The sequence below is a fragment of the Bacillus sp. UNC41MFS5 genome, from assembly GCF_000686805.1.
In genome coordinates this window covers 70364-86020 of the sequence record NZ_KK366017.1, presented here as the reverse complement: position 1 = coordinate 86020, position 15657 = coordinate 70364, and the positions used below count along the sequence as shown (strand labels likewise).

At 38.1% G+C, this 15657-nt stretch carries 12 protein-coding genes; 3 read left to right on the top strand and 9 right to left on the bottom strand.

Annotated features, from left to right (window positions below):
• Nucleotides 1-146 precede the first annotated feature (146 nt).
• From BR30_RS0116715 to BR30_RS0116695, 5 genes are all read right to left on the bottom strand, one after another.
• Nucleotides 147-1127, bottom strand: a complete 981-nt coding sequence (locus tag BR30_RS0116715; RefSeq protein ID WP_026565958.1) for an ABC transporter permease — start codon at nt 1125-1127, stop codon at nt 147-149.
• A complete protein-coding gene (locus BR30_RS0116710; protein WP_026565957.1) occupies nt 1108-2604 on the bottom strand; it encodes a sugar ABC transporter ATP-binding protein in 1497 nt (498 codons plus the stop codon). The genes BR30_RS0116715 and BR30_RS0116710 overlap by 20 nt, the downstream gene beginning before the upstream one ends.
• Before the next feature lie 65 nt (nt 2605-2669).
• Nucleotides 2670-3839 (bottom strand): substrate-binding domain-containing protein, encoded by a 1170-nt coding sequence (locus BR30_RS0116705; RefSeq protein WP_026565956.1) that lies wholly within the window; start codon nt 3837-3839, stop codon nt 2670-2672.
• 198 nt (nt 3840-4037) lie between these two features.
• Nucleotides 4038-4982, bottom strand: a complete 945-nt coding sequence (locus BR30_RS33800) for a substrate-binding domain-containing protein (protein WP_231507740.1) — start codon at nt 4980-4982, stop codon at nt 4038-4040.
• Nucleotides 4983-5111: 129 nt separating this feature from the next.
• Nucleotides 5112-5825, bottom strand: coding sequence for a LytR/AlgR family response regulator transcription factor (locus tag BR30_RS0116695; protein ID WP_026565955.1), 714 nt, complete (start codon nt 5823-5825; stop codon nt 5112-5114).
• 255 nt (nt 5826-6080) lie between these two features.
• Between BR30_RS0116695 and BR30_RS35300 the strand changes: the two genes are divergently transcribed.
• Nucleotides 6081-8663, top strand: a complete 2583-nt coding sequence (locus BR30_RS35300; protein WP_231507739.1) for a substrate-binding domain-containing protein — start codon at nt 6081-6083, stop codon at nt 8661-8663.
• A gap of 253 nt (nt 8664-8916) precedes the next feature.
• Here the strand turns inward: BR30_RS35300 and alaP are convergent, their stop codons facing one another.
• Complete coding sequence (gene alaP / locus BR30_RS0116685; protein WP_026565954.1) at nt 8917-10317, bottom strand: alanine permease AlaP; 1401 nt, start codon at nt 10315-10317, stop codon at nt 8917-8919.
• A gap of 326 nt (nt 10318-10643) precedes the next feature.
• On the opposite strand from alaP, the gene BR30_RS0116680 reads away from it, so the two are divergent.
• Both BR30_RS0116680 and ald read left to right on the top strand, forming a co-directional pair.
• Nucleotides 10644-11882 (top strand): PucR family transcriptional regulator, encoded by a 1239-nt coding sequence (locus tag BR30_RS0116680; RefSeq protein ID WP_026565953.1) that lies wholly within the window; start codon nt 10644-10646, stop codon nt 11880-11882.
• Nucleotides 11883-12011: 129 nt separating this feature from the next.
• Nucleotides 12012-13145 (top strand): alanine dehydrogenase, encoded by a 1134-nt coding sequence (gene ald, locus BR30_RS0116675; protein ID WP_026565952.1) that lies wholly within the window; start codon nt 12012-12014, stop codon nt 13143-13145.
• A gap of 57 nt (nt 13146-13202) precedes the next feature.
• Here ald and BR30_RS0116670 read toward each other — a convergent pair whose 3' ends face one another.
• Genes BR30_RS0116670 through BR30_RS0116660 form a run of 3 tightly spaced genes read right to left on the bottom strand, consistent with a single transcriptional unit; the run spans nt 13203 to nt 15626 of the window.
• On the bottom strand, nt 13203-13775 hold the full coding sequence (locus BR30_RS0116670; RefSeq protein ID WP_026565951.1) for a 5' nucleotidase, NT5C type: 573 nt from the start codon (nt 13773-13775) through the stop codon (nt 13203-13205).
• Nucleotides 13775-14881, bottom strand: a complete 1107-nt coding sequence (gene ribD / locus BR30_RS0116665) for a bifunctional diaminohydroxyphosphoribosylaminopyrimidine deaminase/5-amino-6-(5-phosphoribosylamino)uracil reductase RibD (RefSeq protein ID WP_026565950.1) — start codon at nt 14879-14881, stop codon at nt 13775-13777. The genes BR30_RS0116670 and ribD overlap by 1 nt, the downstream gene beginning before the upstream one ends.
• The gene (locus tag BR30_RS0116660; RefSeq protein WP_035445712.1) at nt 14874-15626 is read right to left on the bottom strand and encodes a GTP cyclohydrolase II; all 753 of its coding nucleotides are present in this window, start codon (nt 15624-15626) and stop codon (nt 14874-14876) included. The genes ribD and BR30_RS0116660 overlap by 8 nt, the downstream gene beginning before the upstream one ends.
• Nucleotides 15627-15657 lie beyond the last annotated feature (31 nt).

The following is a 15657-nucleotide window of genomic DNA, read 5'->3' as shown; positions in this document are numbered from 1 at the left end:
CGCTTTTTTTGAAAAGAATTCCGCCGCTTTTATCATTAATTCCGCAATTTCCGAGGAAATTCCGCCAGTTTTCTTATTAATTCCATCAATTTCCGGGGGGATTCCGCAGAATTTTGCAATTATTCCGCGGAAACCTCTATTAAAAATTACCTCTTCAACGCTTTCTTACCGAAAGCCACCGCCAAGATAATGATAACTCCTTTGATAATCATTTGCTGGCTGACATCAAGACCCATGATAATCAACCCATTGTTGATCGTACCAATCATTAAGGAACCAACAATCGTTCCGATGATTGTTCCTACACCGCCAAACAAGCTTGTCCCACCAAGGATAACCGCAGCAATAACAGAAAGCTCATCCCCTTCACCGAAGGAAAAACGTCCGGCATTCATACGGCCCGCATAAAGGAGACCAGCTAAACCAGCCATTAAACCAGTTGCAAGGAATACCATTAACTTGATCTTCATTGTCTTTACGCCAGAGAATCTTGCCGCATTTTCGTTACCACCTGTCGCCAATACCTGACGGCCAAAAGATGTTTTACGAAGTAATATATGGGCAATCACTGTAAATACTAGAGTCCAAATAAGTAAAACTGGAATCGGACCAATGTCCCCTGAACCAAAGATGAAATTGAAATTTGCGTCTACAATCGGAACTGGAGCAGTATCTGTAACCCACATCGCAGCACCTTTAATGGCTCCCATCGTTCCCAGTGTTACCAAGAAGGAAGGAATCGCTACTTTTGTTACAAGCAGACCATTGATTAATCCAACCACAAGACCTGTACCAACACCGCCTATAAGTCCACCAATGATGCCATAACCAGCTTGGATGGCTAATGCACCTACCAGAGAAGAAAGGGCAGCGATGGAACCGACAGAAAGGTCGATTTCTCCTGTACTAATAACAAATGTCATTGCTAACGCCATCAAAGAAATCGTCGCTGTTTGTCTAACAATGTTTAATAAGTTCCCTGAAGTTAAAAACCCTTCATCACTTAAGCTGATAGAAAAATAGATTAATACGCCCACGAAGGCAAAATAGACAATATAATTACGCCACTCGAATCCTTTCAACGCAGAAGTTGCTGGCTTTTGAATACTAGAAACCTTGGATTGCATATTGTAATTCCTCCTCTGATTTAATCTCCCTGCGGGTCATTTCCTTTTTGATTTTCCCATCATGCATGACGATCACACGGTCACTCAAAGCAAGCAGTTCTGGGAGCTCGGAGGAAACCACAAGGATCGCCTTGCCGTTTTCGGCCATAGCTCGAATAATTTCCACAATTTCTGTTTTTGCACCTATATCCACACCAATTGTTGGTTCATCCAACATCAAGACAGTAGGGTCGTTGGCCAGCCATTTGGCTAGAACGATTTTTTGCTGATTACCGCCCGATAACAACCCGGCCTTTTTAAAAATATTATCTGTTTTAATATTTAACTTCCTTACAAATTCATTACTAATCTCATTGGATTTCTTACTATCAATAAAAGCTCCTTTTTTCACCTTCGAAAGAATTGGAAGAATCATATTATCCTTGACACTATGTTCAAGGACCAATCCTTGCATCCGGCGGTCCTCCGGAATCAGTGCAAGTCCGGCTTCTATAGCATTCTTTGGATTCTTAATGGATTGTTTTTGACCATTGATGTAGATGTCTCCACTCTTAATTGGGTCAATCCCAAAGAGATTTCGAAGTAATTCCGTCCGGCCGCTTCCCATTAACCCGGCAATTCCGACGATTTCACCCGGCTGAATTTTTAGATTAATATCCTGGACATGTTCGGCATTTAAGTTTCTTACTTCAAAAATCGGCGGCACGTCCGTTGCGTAGGAACGTTCTTTCCATTCAAACGCTTGGTCAAATTGCATACCGACAATATGTGAAATTACAGTATCAAGATCGGTTTCACTGCATTTTTCTGTTGTGATATATCGGCCATCACGCATAATCGTGATTCTGTCACATATTTCAAAGATTTCATCCATCCGGTGAGAAATATAGATGATGGAATAACCTTTTGCTTTCAATTTGTTAATAAAACTAAAGAGTACTTCCGTTTCATTTTTGGTTAAGGACGAGGTTGGCTCATCCATAATCAGAATCTTTGCTTCTTGGGAAAGCGCTTTGGCAATTTCCGTCATCTGCCAATAGCCAACCCCCAAATTTTGAACTACATCATTTGGTCTAATATCTACGCCTAATTCTTCTAGCAATTTTTCTGTTTTCTTCTCACAATCCTTATCATCGAGCAGCCCTAATGATGTTTTCTTCTCACGAGTAAGATAGATGTTTTGGGCGACGGTAAGGGTAGGAATTAAACTAAACTCTTGGAAAATCATCGATATATTATTCTTTTGAGCATCATCATAACTTTTAATGCTTACCGGTTTTCCTTCAATTAAAATCTCGCCGCTGTCTGCAGAGTATACGCCTGTGAGGATTTTCATTAACGTCGATTTCCCGGCACCATTTCCCCCCATCAAGGCGTGAACTTCACCTTTTTTGACGGAAAAATGAACATCGTTTAAAACGGTAATCCCATTAAAAGCTTTATTAATACCTCTCATTTCGAGAATCGGTTGTTCCATCCAAGTTCACCTTCTTTTTATGTTAGAGGCTGCTTTCAAAAGCAGCCTCTATCCTTTTTTTAAAATTACTTCATCGCATTTTTTACTGTGTCAGGAGCCTCTGTTCCGTAGATTAACTTCCATTCATCTAATACATTCTCTTTCGTAACTTTGATTGATGGTGAAGCAACATACGGTGGTGCTTCTTTTCCTAATAGGGCATAGCCGGCAAGGATCGCTTGTGCTACACCTTGGTCATATGGCAGCTGTGCTCCAAGACCTTTAACAATTCCATCTTGTGCAATGGAGATTGCTACGTTTGTACCTAAGTCAACTGTTGTAACAACTAGGTCATCCCTGCCAGCCGTTCTTGCTGCAGCCATAACACCTTCAGCCGGTACATCCCATGGAGCGAAGATACCATCAATATCATGGTGTCTTGTCAACATAGCAGATGCTACTTCTTCTGCCTGATTTGGACCAGTAATCCCACTTTTTGCGACAATCTCAATATTTGGATATTTTTCTTTGATTCTTTTTTCAAAAGCATCAGAACGGTTTTTGGTTACAAAGAAGTTTACATCGTGATACACAATGCCGACTTTACCCTTTCCGCCAAGTTTTTCAGCCATAATGTCTGCTGCGGTTGCTCCGTTACCCATGTTGTCACCAGACACAATACTGATGTAATCTTTACCTGCAACTAAACCTTGTGCAGCACCATCCATGAATACTAACTTTACGCCTTGGGCAACAGCCTTTTTATAAGCTGGTGCGGTAGATACGGCATCAACTGGAACAGAAATCATAATGTCCGGCTTTTTCGCTAAAACGGTTTCGATATCATTTACTTGCTTTTCCGCTTTGAACTGTGCATCTGTAACAGCAACGATCTTGATGCCCATCTTCTTAAATGTATCCTTCATCGCACCAACTGCGGCATTCATATAGTCAGTACCAGAGTAGTGCATAACAATCGCCGCTTTATAATGACCTTCTTTAATCTTCTTTAGCTCATCTTGCGTAAGCTGCAATGTCTTAGCTGAAACGGCCTGTTCTCCGTTCGGCCCTTTATCTTGTACCGCTAAATCAGGAATCTTTGGATTGATCGTTAATGGTCCTGAAGCTGTTTCTGAGTAGTTTTCATTCTTTTTCGTGCTCGCTGGTTCAGAAGTAGATTTTTTTCCGCCACACCCTGCAAGAAAAACACTTAAAACAAGTAACAGTAAAACTGTAATAAAAAAACTCTTTTTCATTTGATTACCTCCACTATAGTAGTTATTTAGTTGAAGCTCGTTATTTGTCGGTACCACCTTACAATCTATAAGTGTGGCACCACCCCCTTTTCATAAATGTAAGCTTAATAGAATATTACTAGTAATGGATTACATTCATTTAAGTTATAAAACCAGGCTTCTACGCACTCCAAAAAATGTAATTGATTACATTTTTTCCTAAAAAATTTTCACATACTGCTGACAAGACTGTCTTACAATCAACTGGTTTGCTAAAAACATTTGCTCGTGTTTGATTTCCTCTTTGTTGATGAGCCTCAATAGTAATTCCGCCACTTTCTCACCAATTTCAAACGCGGGCTGGGCAATCGTTGTCAGACCTGGTTCGAATATGGACGAGAATTTAAGATTATCAAAACCGAGAACCGAAATATCCTCTGGCACCTTAAGCCCCTTAGATTTAATGGCTTTAATGACCCCCATTGCCATTTCATCATTTGCAGCGAAAATCGCAGATGGGAGTTGACCAATGGCAAAAAACTTCATCATAAGGTTAAAACCGCTTTCAAAAGAGAAATCACCTTCCTGGACTAACACAGGATCCACGATAAGGTTGTTGCTTGACATTGCTTGATAAAATCCTTTGAGACGGTCTCGGTTCAAGACACTATTGAGAGGTCCAATAATGCAGCCAATTCTTTCGTGTCCCAAATCGATTAAATATTCCGTTGCATTTCTGGCACCGCTTATGTTATCAATCGAAACAGTTGTGATGTTGGAACCTTCCATGTACTCACACGCAAGGACCAACGGAAATCTTTGGGCCGCCTCTTCAACGGTTGCTGCATCCGTTTGGGCAGTTAATAAAGCCATTCCATCTGCTTTTTTTTGATGCAAAAGGTTTAAAAACCACTTTTCTCGTTCCAGATCATTGCCTGTATCGCCGAGTATAACTTGATATCCATTTGTAACCGCTACTGCTTCAATCCCCCTAAACACCTTTGAAAAAAACGGATTTGTAATGTCAGGCACAACAACTAGAATGGTTTTAGCAGAAACAATTTCCTTCTTTGCTACATCTACAATCCCTACCATCTTTGTTATTTGTCCTTTCTTGTTTCTATATTTGAATTGTAATCGATTACAAAATTGTCGTCTAATCATCTTCCGACAAGGTTTTTTTCCAAATGAAATCGTTTTCTATCCTTTTGGACGCAATAATCGTTCATTCGGACAATAAAATCATAAATTTTTTAAAAAAACAAAAAAATTGAGGTCCGGTAAACCCGGACCTCACAACGATTTATTTTTTTGTAATTCTGCTAACTTATTCTTGGAAACTTTTGCTGTCTCCTCATAATTTTTAAAATATGCTTTGTACGTTTGCCCTGCCGTTTCAATCCTCTTTAAATATTGCAAATTAATAATATAGGAACGATGGGAGGCTACAAAACGGGAATCAAGGAGTTCTTCAAGATTCGTTAATGCTTCATTTACCTCTATTTTTTGATCGATTGTATGGATGACCGCCTTTCGGTCTGCTCGTTCAATAAAAATAATGTCATCTAACGGTATAAAAGAAAACTGATTGGACTGTTTAACCATTAAATCCTTCTTAACGGTTCGGCGCTCGCTTTCGGCTGGAGTCTTAGCAAGTGCAGCTGCTCGCCCTAACGCTGCATAAAGACGGTCACGGTCAATAGGTTTGACAATGTAATCGATTGCATTTACACTAAAAGCTTCTAAGGCAAACTCATCATGCCCGGTGATAAAGATAACTTGCAATGACGGGACTACTTTTTTACAAGATTTCACCGCTTCCATCCCATTCAACAATGGCATATTAATATCAACCAAAATGATGTCTGGCTTTTCTATCATCACCTTGCAAATTAAATCCTCACCATTAACGGCTTCTCCAACCATCTCATAACTCTGCAAAGGTTTAATGAGATGCTTCAATAGTTTTCTGGATGGTGCATGGTCCTCTGCAATTAAAACTTTCAAAAGATCACCTCATATTAAAAGCTTCTTTTAAGTGGAACATTAATATAAAAATTAATAGATAACATACTACTATTTGAAATCGCTGTCAAACTAACTACTCTCAGTATAAGGCAGTTTAAGCAGGATAGGAAGTATTTTAATATTAAATAGGTATAGCGGTTTTTTGCAGTTTTAAAGAAGAATTACTGTGGACTATACTAAAGCTACGGCTTCAGGAAAATGCATGACTATTCTTTCGGAAGGCAGGGTATAAAAATGGAAATCACCCCTAACGAAAATTTATATAAAGAAGTTTTACAAACCATGTCTGAATGCGTCATTATTCATAAAAAGTCGGGTAGAATGATTGCGCTTAACGAAAATGTTGAAAAGGTATTAGGTATTACATCAGATTTATTAACAGAATCCAATGTAAGCCAATTAGAATATGTAAAAGAAGATGGATCCCCCCTACCCTATTCGGAATTGCCAGGAATTATCACCCTCGAACAGGGCATTCCTTTCCATGATTATGTCTTGGGAGTAAGCGATCGAAATAATGGGACTAAATGGCTTTCCATTACTTCAAAACCACTTAAATTACATAAAGACGGGGAACAAGCCGCGCTTGTGACCATATCGGATATTACCGAACGAATAAAGATGGAACAAACGATCATTCAGGCAAAAGAAGCCGCGGAAAAAGCGAACCTTACTAAGTCAGACTTTCTGTCCAAAATGAGCCATGAACTCCGGACACCATTGAACGGAATCCTTGGTTTCGCACAGCTATTAGAAATCGATGAAACCTTAAATGAGGAGCAGCAGGACTTTGTCCAAGAGATTTTAAGCGGAGGAAAGCATCTATTAAGCTTAATTAATGATATCTTAGATCTCTCAAGAATTGATACGGGCCATTTAAAAGTTTCCATAGAGGAGGTAGAACTTCAGACTATTATCAATGAATGTATCAATATCGTGCAGCCGCTTGCCATGAAAAAAAGAATTACAATTCATAATCAAATGGACCATTCGCAAACCGTAACCGTTCTTGCCGATCCGATTCGCCTGAAACAAATCCTACTTAATCTTCTCGATAATTCCATTAAATATAACCGGGAAGACGGCAAAGTCATGATTTTCTCGTATATGAAACAAAACGAGGCCGTTATTCATATCGCGGATACAGGAGTCGGGCTTTCTGTTGAAGAATATCCGAAAGTGTTTGTCCCATTTTATCGGATTGAAGGGACACAAGAGGAAGGTACGGGCATTGGATTATCTTTAGTAAAGCAACTTGTCCAACTTATGAGTGGAAAAATTAGTGTTGCGAGCCAAAAAGGAATCGGCAGCGATTTTTGCTTTAGCCTCCCCCTTCCCCATGATTTAACGACCGCGATGCAATGGGGGGAAGAAGTGATGGATTTACCAGCAAAGAATGCTAAGTCAGATCACTATGGTTTGCTGTATGTAGAAGATAATGAATCTAACTTACACTTGGTGAAGAACATCCTGAAATCCCAGCCATCCTATACGATCTTAACTGCTCGTTCCGGAAAAGAAGGATTGGCACTGGCTAGGACTGAAAAAGTAGATTTAATTCTACTAGATCTTAACCTCCCAGATATGCATGGCTATGAGGTGTTTGACCTTATAAAAAAGGATGAAAAAACGAAAGATATAGCGATTATTGCTGTCAGTGCCAATGCCATGCCTCAGGACATCCAGCAGACAGTAGACAAGGGTTTTGATAATTATGTAACGAAACCCATTAATGTAAGAGAGTTTTTGATAACTGTAAACGAGACTCTAACGAGTACAATCAATCAAAATATTCCCGAACAAAAAATATTAAGTACAGGCCCACATGGTGAGGAGGCTATTTCAGCCAAAACACTGCAGTTATCCATGAAGGACTTGAAAAAGCTAAGGGAAAAAAATTATACGGCTGCCATCGCGATGCACTATACAGGGAATAATTGGTCAAGGGCTCAAGTCCAAGGATTAGAGACAACTTTTAAGAAAATGGGCATTGAGGTAGTAGCGGTAACAGATGCCCAATTTAATAAGGAAAAGCAAGTGGGAGATATCGAAACCATCTTAACTAAAAAGCCGGATATCATTGTGAGTCTTCCTGTAGATCCGGTATCAACGGCAAGCGCCTTTCAAAAAGCAGCGCAATTAGGGATAAAGCTTGTATTTATGGACAATACACCAAACAATTTACAGCATGGGCAGGATTATGTAAGTGTTGTTTCAGCTGATAATTATGGTAACGGTGTCCATGCAGCCGATATTATGGCGGAGAAACTAGGCGGCAAAGGCAAGATTGGAGTCATCTATCATGATGCTGACTTTTTTGTAACGAAACAAAGATTAACAGCATTTGAAAAAACAATAGTAGAAAACTATTCTGACATTCAAATCATTGCACGCAGCGGTTTTACGAGTCCAAATGAGGGGGAAAAACTGGCAGCCTCTATGCTTTCCGAACACTGGGATTTGAATGGAATCTTTGTCGTATGGGATGTATTAGCGGTTGGAGCTATGTCAGCAGCTCGTGGGCTAGGAAAAGAAGATTTAGTCATCACGACGATTGATTTAGGTACCAATGCTGCCGAAGAAATGGCCAAAGATGGACTTATCAAGGGATTAGGTTCCCAGATGCCGTTCCATCAAGGAGTAGCTGAAGCCATTTTGGCAGGGTATGCGCTGCTCGGAAAACCTGCACCATCCTATGTAGCTGTTCCCCCTATAAAGGTAACAAAAGAAAATGTTCTTGATGTTTGGAAATTAGTTTATAACCAGGAAGCTCCGGATGTTATTCAAAGATATTTAAATAATGAAATAAACAAATGAAACAGAAAAAAAACAACCTTCATTTTTTAATAATAGTGCACTGCAAATGACAGAAGTTTTTTAATTGTACAATACTCATTGTCCACATAATAATGCTGACAATGAAATTTCGTAGAAACCTTAATAAATAAAGAAAAAGACGTATGCCAATTCATACGTCAATTCTTGAGTCTTTTAAAAAGAGTGCTCCCGAAAACGGAAACCTTTAGGATGAACTCCCACTGCTTTTTCTTATAGTAATCTTTGATATTTTTTAACTTACTCGTTCTTCTGCCTTATCCTGACCGGAATTTCGCTTATGGAATCCTTTTTTATAGTAAACCGCAACCAAGAAGACTAGGAATAAAGGTCCAATTATTAGTGCAATCCGAGTATCCGGATTATACCCCATTAGAGCAATAACAAAAGCTAAAAAGGCTAAGGAAAGATAAGAAGTAAAAGGGAAAAGCGGCATCTTATATTTTAGACCCTTCTCCTCAGCTGGCTTTAAAGTTTTACGATAGCGAATTTGCGATAAAAGGATGACTCCCCAAGTCCAAATCGCTCCAAAAGTGGCGATGCTCGTTACCCATGTAAAAACTTTTGCAGGAACAATATAATTTAAGACAACACCAATCAATAATGCACCTGCAGAAGCTATGACTGCAACACCTGGAACACCACTTTTATTTACTTTCGCGAAATTCTTCGGTGCCTCATCATGCTGTGCTAGGTTAAATAACATCCGTGCCGTACTAAAAATTCCACTGTTACACGATGACAGTGCTGCTGTAAGTACGACAAAGTTAATAATACCTGCTGCTCCCGGAATCCCAATTTGTTCAAAGGTAAGTACAAATGGACTGCCTTTTGTACCAATTTCCTCCCATGGATATATGGACATGATTACGAATAATGCGCCGACGTAAAAAATAAGAATACGCCAGAATACCGAATCTATTGCTCTTGAAAGAGACTTTTCAGGGTTTTTAACTTCACCTGCTGTAACACCAATCATTTCAATTCCTAAATAGGCAAACATAACCATTTGTAATGATAATAAAACACCTTTAATTCCATTCGGGAAAAGACCGCCATGTTCCCATAAATTCTTAATGCCGGTAGCAATACCGCCGTTGCCAATTCCAAAGAAAATCATTCCAAGACCAATGGCAATCATCGCAATAATCGTAACAATTTTTATAAGCGCAAACCAAAATTCTAATTCACCATATGCTTTTACAGCAAGAAAATTGACTCCTGCCATGATCACTAGTGCTGAGAGTGCCCAGATCCAACGTGGAACATCTGGGTACCAATATTCCATGTAAATTCCTACAGCTGTGATTTCAGCCATACATGTTACAACCCATAAAAACCAATAATTCCAGCCTGTGATATAACCAGCAAGTGGTCCTAAATAATCCCTTGCATATTTACTAAAAGAACCTGCAACAGGTTTTTGAATCGCCATTTCGCCCAATGCACGCATGATAAAAAACATAATTAGTCCGGCAACCCCGTATCCAACCAAAATACCTGGCCCCGCCATTTTTATTGCCGTTGCAGAACCAAGAAATAGTCCCACCCCGATGGCTGCCCCTAAAGACATTAAGGTGATATGCCTTTCTTCTAAACCACGATGAAGCTCTTTACCCTGAGTGTTTTTACTCATATAAATCCCCCTTATGAATACAAGTTAGAATTCCCTCATCCCATTGAAATAACATCTTTGCTTTTTTACTATAGCAATCTTAGTCTTCACTTTTAAGCCTTTTATTACTTATTCCTCCTTAAGACCTAATTGGTAACGCTTTCAAATACGTAATTATAAAAATATTTTCTCTTTTTGGATTACTCGGAATCATTTTACCATTATAGCATAGTATTTATTTTGTAAAAATACATGAAATTATCATATTTTTTTTGTAAAATTAAACAAAGGGATCTTTAAACTTAATAAGACATAGATCATTATATATTAATCTGGGGGTAATCATTTTGAATACTAGACTACCTGATCCATTTAAGACTTCCTTCGAAAGCTTAGATGAATTTGCTGACTTTATTAGTCAGGTACTAATGTGCCCTATTACAATTGAGGATGCAAACCACCGTCTACTTGCCTACAGTACACATGATGAACGGACAGATCCAGCGAGAATTTCTACTATCATTGGACGAAGGGTGCCGGAAAAAGTTATTAATCAATTATGGAAAGAAGGAACAATTCCTGCTTTACTAAAGTCCCAAGAGCCGATTCGTGTGAAAAATATGAGTGATATCGGGCTTAACAATAGAGTCGCCATTTCGATTTGGAAACAAGACGAAGTGATTGGATTTATTTGGGCAATTGAAATTGATAAGGTTTTAACAGAAGGAGATTTTATTCTTTTAAAGAAAGCCGCAGATTCCGCAAAAAATAAACTATTACAGCTTCAGACGAGAAAAAACAAAAAAGAAGAACGTTCACAAGAATTCTTTTGGAAACTATTAACAGGTCACCTTAAAGTAAAAGAGGAGATTTTCGATCATTTCCACTCACTACAAATAACACCACCCACTTCTTTTGCGGTTCTTGTTTTTCAGTTTCAGGAGAATATCACGAACAAAGTAGAGCAATCCATATCATATCTGTTAAAAACAAATCAAAGAATAAAAATTATTCTTTACACAATAGACTGCAATCAACTCATTCTAATGGTATCCACAACAAATATTGAGAACCCTTTCAATGAACTGGATCAATTTTCAAAATTCTTTGTTCTGCAAATGAGTGAGAGATATGGAATCAAAGAGATCAAACCAAGCTATAGCAGTATTTATGAGGACTTTCTACAAACAAACAAGGCCTATAAAGAAACATTAGCTGTATTAGCAATTAAAGAAAAGTTCCCTTTAGAGACTAAGGATATTTTTAACTATCAAAAGCTTGGAATTTATCAAATAGTAGATCTTATTTTAGAAAAAAGACAAACCCAAGCCTATGAAAATTATGCCTTAAAACGGCTTCATGAATATGATCAAAAACACAATAGCAACTTAGTCGAAACATTAGAGGTTTTCTTAAATAAAGATAACAACATAAATGATGCAGCAAAGGAACTAAATGTCCATGCTAATACATTAAATTATCGGCTTAAACGTATCACGGAAATTGGGGATGTAAATTTCAGGGATCCTAATCAAAAGATGATTCTCTTCTTAGATTTAAAGCTGGAAAAATATCAGGGGATTTGAACGTTTTGTGAAAATCCCCAAAAAGAGTGAAAATCTTTCTCTTTTCTGAACAAAGAAATTCTCTAGGAAACATTCTATACTTTAGCCATAGCTAAACACTTACATGTAACTAGGGGAGGAAATAAATATATGTTTATTGGCGTACCTAAAGAAATTAAAAATAATGAAAATCGTGTAGCACTAACTCCTGCAGGTGTGGTTTCATTCCTAAATGCTGGCCACAAAGTATTAGTTGAACAGGACGCAGGAATTGGAAGCGGTTTCACTGACGAAGCTTATGCTAAAGCTGGTGCTGAAATCATAGATAGTGCTGAACAGGTATGGACTAAAGCTGATATGATTATGAAGGTAAAAGAGCCTCTTTCAAGTGAATATAAGTACTTCCGTCAAGGTTTAATATTATTTACGTACTTACACTTAGCAGCAGAGCCAGATTTGGCTCAAGCTCTTAAAGATAAAGGCGTCATCGCGATTGCCTATGAAACAGTATCTGTGAATCGAACGCTTCCATTGCTTACCCCAATGAGTGAAGTGGCTGGTCGTATGGCTGCACAAATTGGTGCACAGTTCTTACAAAAGAATAATGGAGGACTTGGCATTTTGCTTGCAGGTGTTCCAGGAGTAAACCGCGGAAAAGTTACCATTGTCGGCGGAGGTATTGTAGGAACCAATGCCGCAAAAATGGCTATCGGGTTGGGTGCAGACGTGACAATCATTGACTTAAGCGCAGATCGCCTTCGTCAGTTAGATGATATTTTTGGAAATCAAATCAAAACATTAATGTCTAATCCTTTCAATATTGCTGAAGCAGTGGCTGAAGCTGATCTTCTTATCGGTGCAGTATTAATCCCTGGTGCCAAAGCACCTAAGCTGGTTACTGAAGAAATGGTTAAATCAATGAAACCTGGTTCAGTAATCGTCGATGTTGCAATTGACCAAGGTGGAATCGTTGAAACAATCGATCATGTAACAACACATGATAATCCAACATTTATCAAACATGGTGTTGTCCACTATTCAGTTGCAAATATGCCTGGTGCTGTACCTAGGACTTCAACAATGGCTCTTACAAATGTAACGGTACCATATGCATTACAGATCGCTAATAAAGGTGTTTTTAAAGCCATTTCTGAAAATGCTGCATTATATCTTGGCGTTAACGTGGCCAACGGTGAAATTACGTATGATGCAGTAGCAAAAGATCTTGGCTACGATTATGTAACAGTAGAAAAGGCATTAGAAAAAGAACTTGCTTCAATTTAATAGTATTAAAAGAAGGCAGTTATTTAGTAGCTGCCTTCTTTTTGTTAAAGTAACCAATTATTTTACTTTTTCTGTTATTATTTCCTCAAGTTCACTCCAATTTACAATTCGTGGTAAGTTTAAATGACGATTATAGGATTGATCGCGAAGAAAAATTTTAATGGATTCGTTTAATAATGTATTTAATACTTCAGGTTTATCATCAAAATAATAATCGAGGTGTAACTTCTTAATGATTTCTACCTTTTCATGATCCTGCATTCCATAAAAAAATCTTTCATCATTGACAGGAAAGCCATTTTCTCTCATCCATTCCTTAGTTCGTTCACCATGATCTTTAGGTCTTGCTGTTATATAGTATATCTCGTGCCCATTCTTCACCAGTTGTTGTAAAGTTTCAACAGCATCAGGAAAGGCTGGACATGACGTATAATAAATTTCTTCTAATGAATTTTTCCACATTTCTTTCCCTTGTATATCAGTCAATCCAAAAGGTTCATGTATTTCAACTCTTTTTAGGTTATGAAAAATTTCAATTGGAACATTTTGATTCAACTTTTTATTATAGATAGTAAAAGCATGTTCTCGTAGATTGATTAATGTATCATCAATATCAAAGCCAAATCTCATCACATAATTCCCTCTTTTGAATAACTTGGGTAGCCAATAAATTTATAGTCTTTTCCTATTTTAATGATTGAAGTGTCCAATAAATCTACAGCATCAGCCATTTTCTCCATTCCTGTTCCTTCAAGGAAAGTAGGTGCATGCTTTCCGCCAATTAATTTTGGTGCAAAGTATAGGATTACTTTATCAATACATTTATTTTCTAGGAAAGATGCATTAATGGTGCCTCCTCCTTCAATTAATAGAGAAGAGACCAAGTTCTCACCTAATATTTGGACCACTTCATTAGGATCTACTTTTTCCGATCCATTAGTGATAAAAACTTTGATTCCTAAAGACTTTAATGTTTCCTCTTTACCCTCATCATAATTCTGGCTTGTAAAAATCCAAGTTTCTGCAAGGTTATCGGTGACAACTTTTGATTCTAAAGGAATCTTTAAAGTTGAATCCAGAATTACCCGAATAGGATTTCTCCCATTTGGGATTCTCGTCGTTAATTCAGGGTTATCTTCTATTACCGTATTTACTCCTACAAGTATGGCCATATTTTCATTTCGAAGATGATGGACATCCGTTCTTGATTCTGCTGAAGTAATCCATTTACTGTTTGACGCGTAGGTAGCAATTTTCCCATCTAATGTTACACCTGATTTTAAAGTGACAAATGGCTTTTTCTCGACAATGAATTTATTAAAAACTTCATTCATCTTTTGCGAATCCTCTTGAAGCACACCAGTAATCACTTCGATTCCTGCATCTTTTAGTATCTTTACACCATTCCCTGAAACGACAGGATTTGGATCTAGTGTCGCGATAACTACTGTTTTAATTCCGGCCTCAACGATTGCGACAGCACAAGGGCCTGTCCTGCCATAATGAGAACATGGTTCCAATGTGACATAAATAGTCCCTCCCTTTGCCGCTTCACCAGCCATACGTAGTGCGTGAATCTCAGCATGCGGCTCTCCTGCTTTTAAATGAGCACCGATTCCGACTACACGGTTATCATTCACTATTACGGCTCCAACAAGTGGATTGGGGTCGGTTTGGCCTTTCATTGCTTTGGCATTTTTTAAAGCCAAATCCATATAGAATTCATGATTAGTCATTTGGACAAGTCTCCTTATCTTTTAAATGACCTGAACGTCTAATTTTTGTCTGAAGGTACTTTTCGTTATACTCAGATACATCTCCCCACAAAGGCTGTCGGCTTGAGACCTCTAAACCAGAACTTTTTAAGGCTTCCAATTTTTTCGGGTTGTTTGTCATAAGTGTTACAGGTTTTGATCGTAATGCTTTAAGAACTAAAATCGCATCTCCATAATTTCTTGAATCATCTACAAAACCGAGACCTTCATTCGCTTCAACCGTATCATAACCGTTTTCTTGAAGAACATAGGCCATTGCCTTGCTAAATAAACCTATCCCTCTTCCTTCATGATTGGCTAAATAGAAAAGTGCTCCTGTACCATGTTCTGAGATCATCTTCATTGACTTTTTTAATTGGAAACCACAATCACACCGTTTGCTGCCAAAAATATCACCTGTATGGCATATCGAATGGAATCTTATGATCGCATCATCTTCATATTCAAAATCGCCGTATACCAACACACTTGATTGTTGGAACTCCGCTAAATTAGCCGAAGATAATTTTTCAATAATTCTTTCAAAATCCTCCGTTACTTCATCACAATTCAGCCAGCAGTACCAGTTAAAAACTACGGTTTCACCATATAAATTAACGGGAAGCCGAATCGGACCGACTAAGTATATCGCTCCTTTTTGTGATTTAATTAATTTAATTTTGTCTTCTAAAACAGAAAGCACATTAGGGCTTAGCGTTTGTTTCATCAAATATATCCCCTTTTTAGCATAGTGTTCA

Coding starts and splice junctions, on each gene's coding strand:
- BR30_RS0116660 (WP_035445712.1), bottom strand. CDS start 15,626: ATGAAACAAACGCTAAGCCCTAATGTGCTTTCTGTTTTAGAAGACAAA.
- BR30_RS0116715 (WP_026565958.1), bottom strand. CDS start 1,127: ATGCAATCCAAGGTTTCTAGTATTCAAAAGCCAGCAACTTCTGCGTTG.
- BR30_RS0116710 (WP_026565957.1), bottom strand. CDS start 2,604: ATGGAACAACCGATTCTCGAAATGAGAGGTATTAATAAAGCTTTTAAT.
- BR30_RS35300 (WP_231507739.1), top strand. CDS start 6,081: ATGGAAATCACCCCTAACGAAAATTTATATAAAGAAGTTTTACAAACC.
- ald (WP_026565952.1), top strand. CDS start 12,012: ATGTTTATTGGCGTACCTAAAGAAATTAAAAATAATGAAAATCGTGTA.
- ribD (WP_026565950.1), bottom strand. CDS start 14,881: ATGACTAATCATGAATTCTATATGGATTTGGCTTTAAAAAATGCCAAA.
- alaP (WP_026565954.1), bottom strand. CDS start 10,317: ATGAGTAAAAACACTCAGGGTAAAGAGCTTCATCGTGGTTTAGAAGAA.
- BR30_RS33800 (WP_231507740.1), bottom strand. CDS start 4,982: ATGATTAGACGACAATTTTGTAATCGATTACAATTCAAATATAGAAAC.
- BR30_RS0116670 (WP_026565951.1), bottom strand. CDS start 13,775: ATGAGATTTGGCTTTGATATTGATGATACATTAATCAATCTACGAGAA.
- BR30_RS0116705 (WP_026565956.1), bottom strand. CDS start 3,839: ATGAAAAAGAGTTTTTTTATTACAGTTTTACTGTTACTTGTTTTAAGT.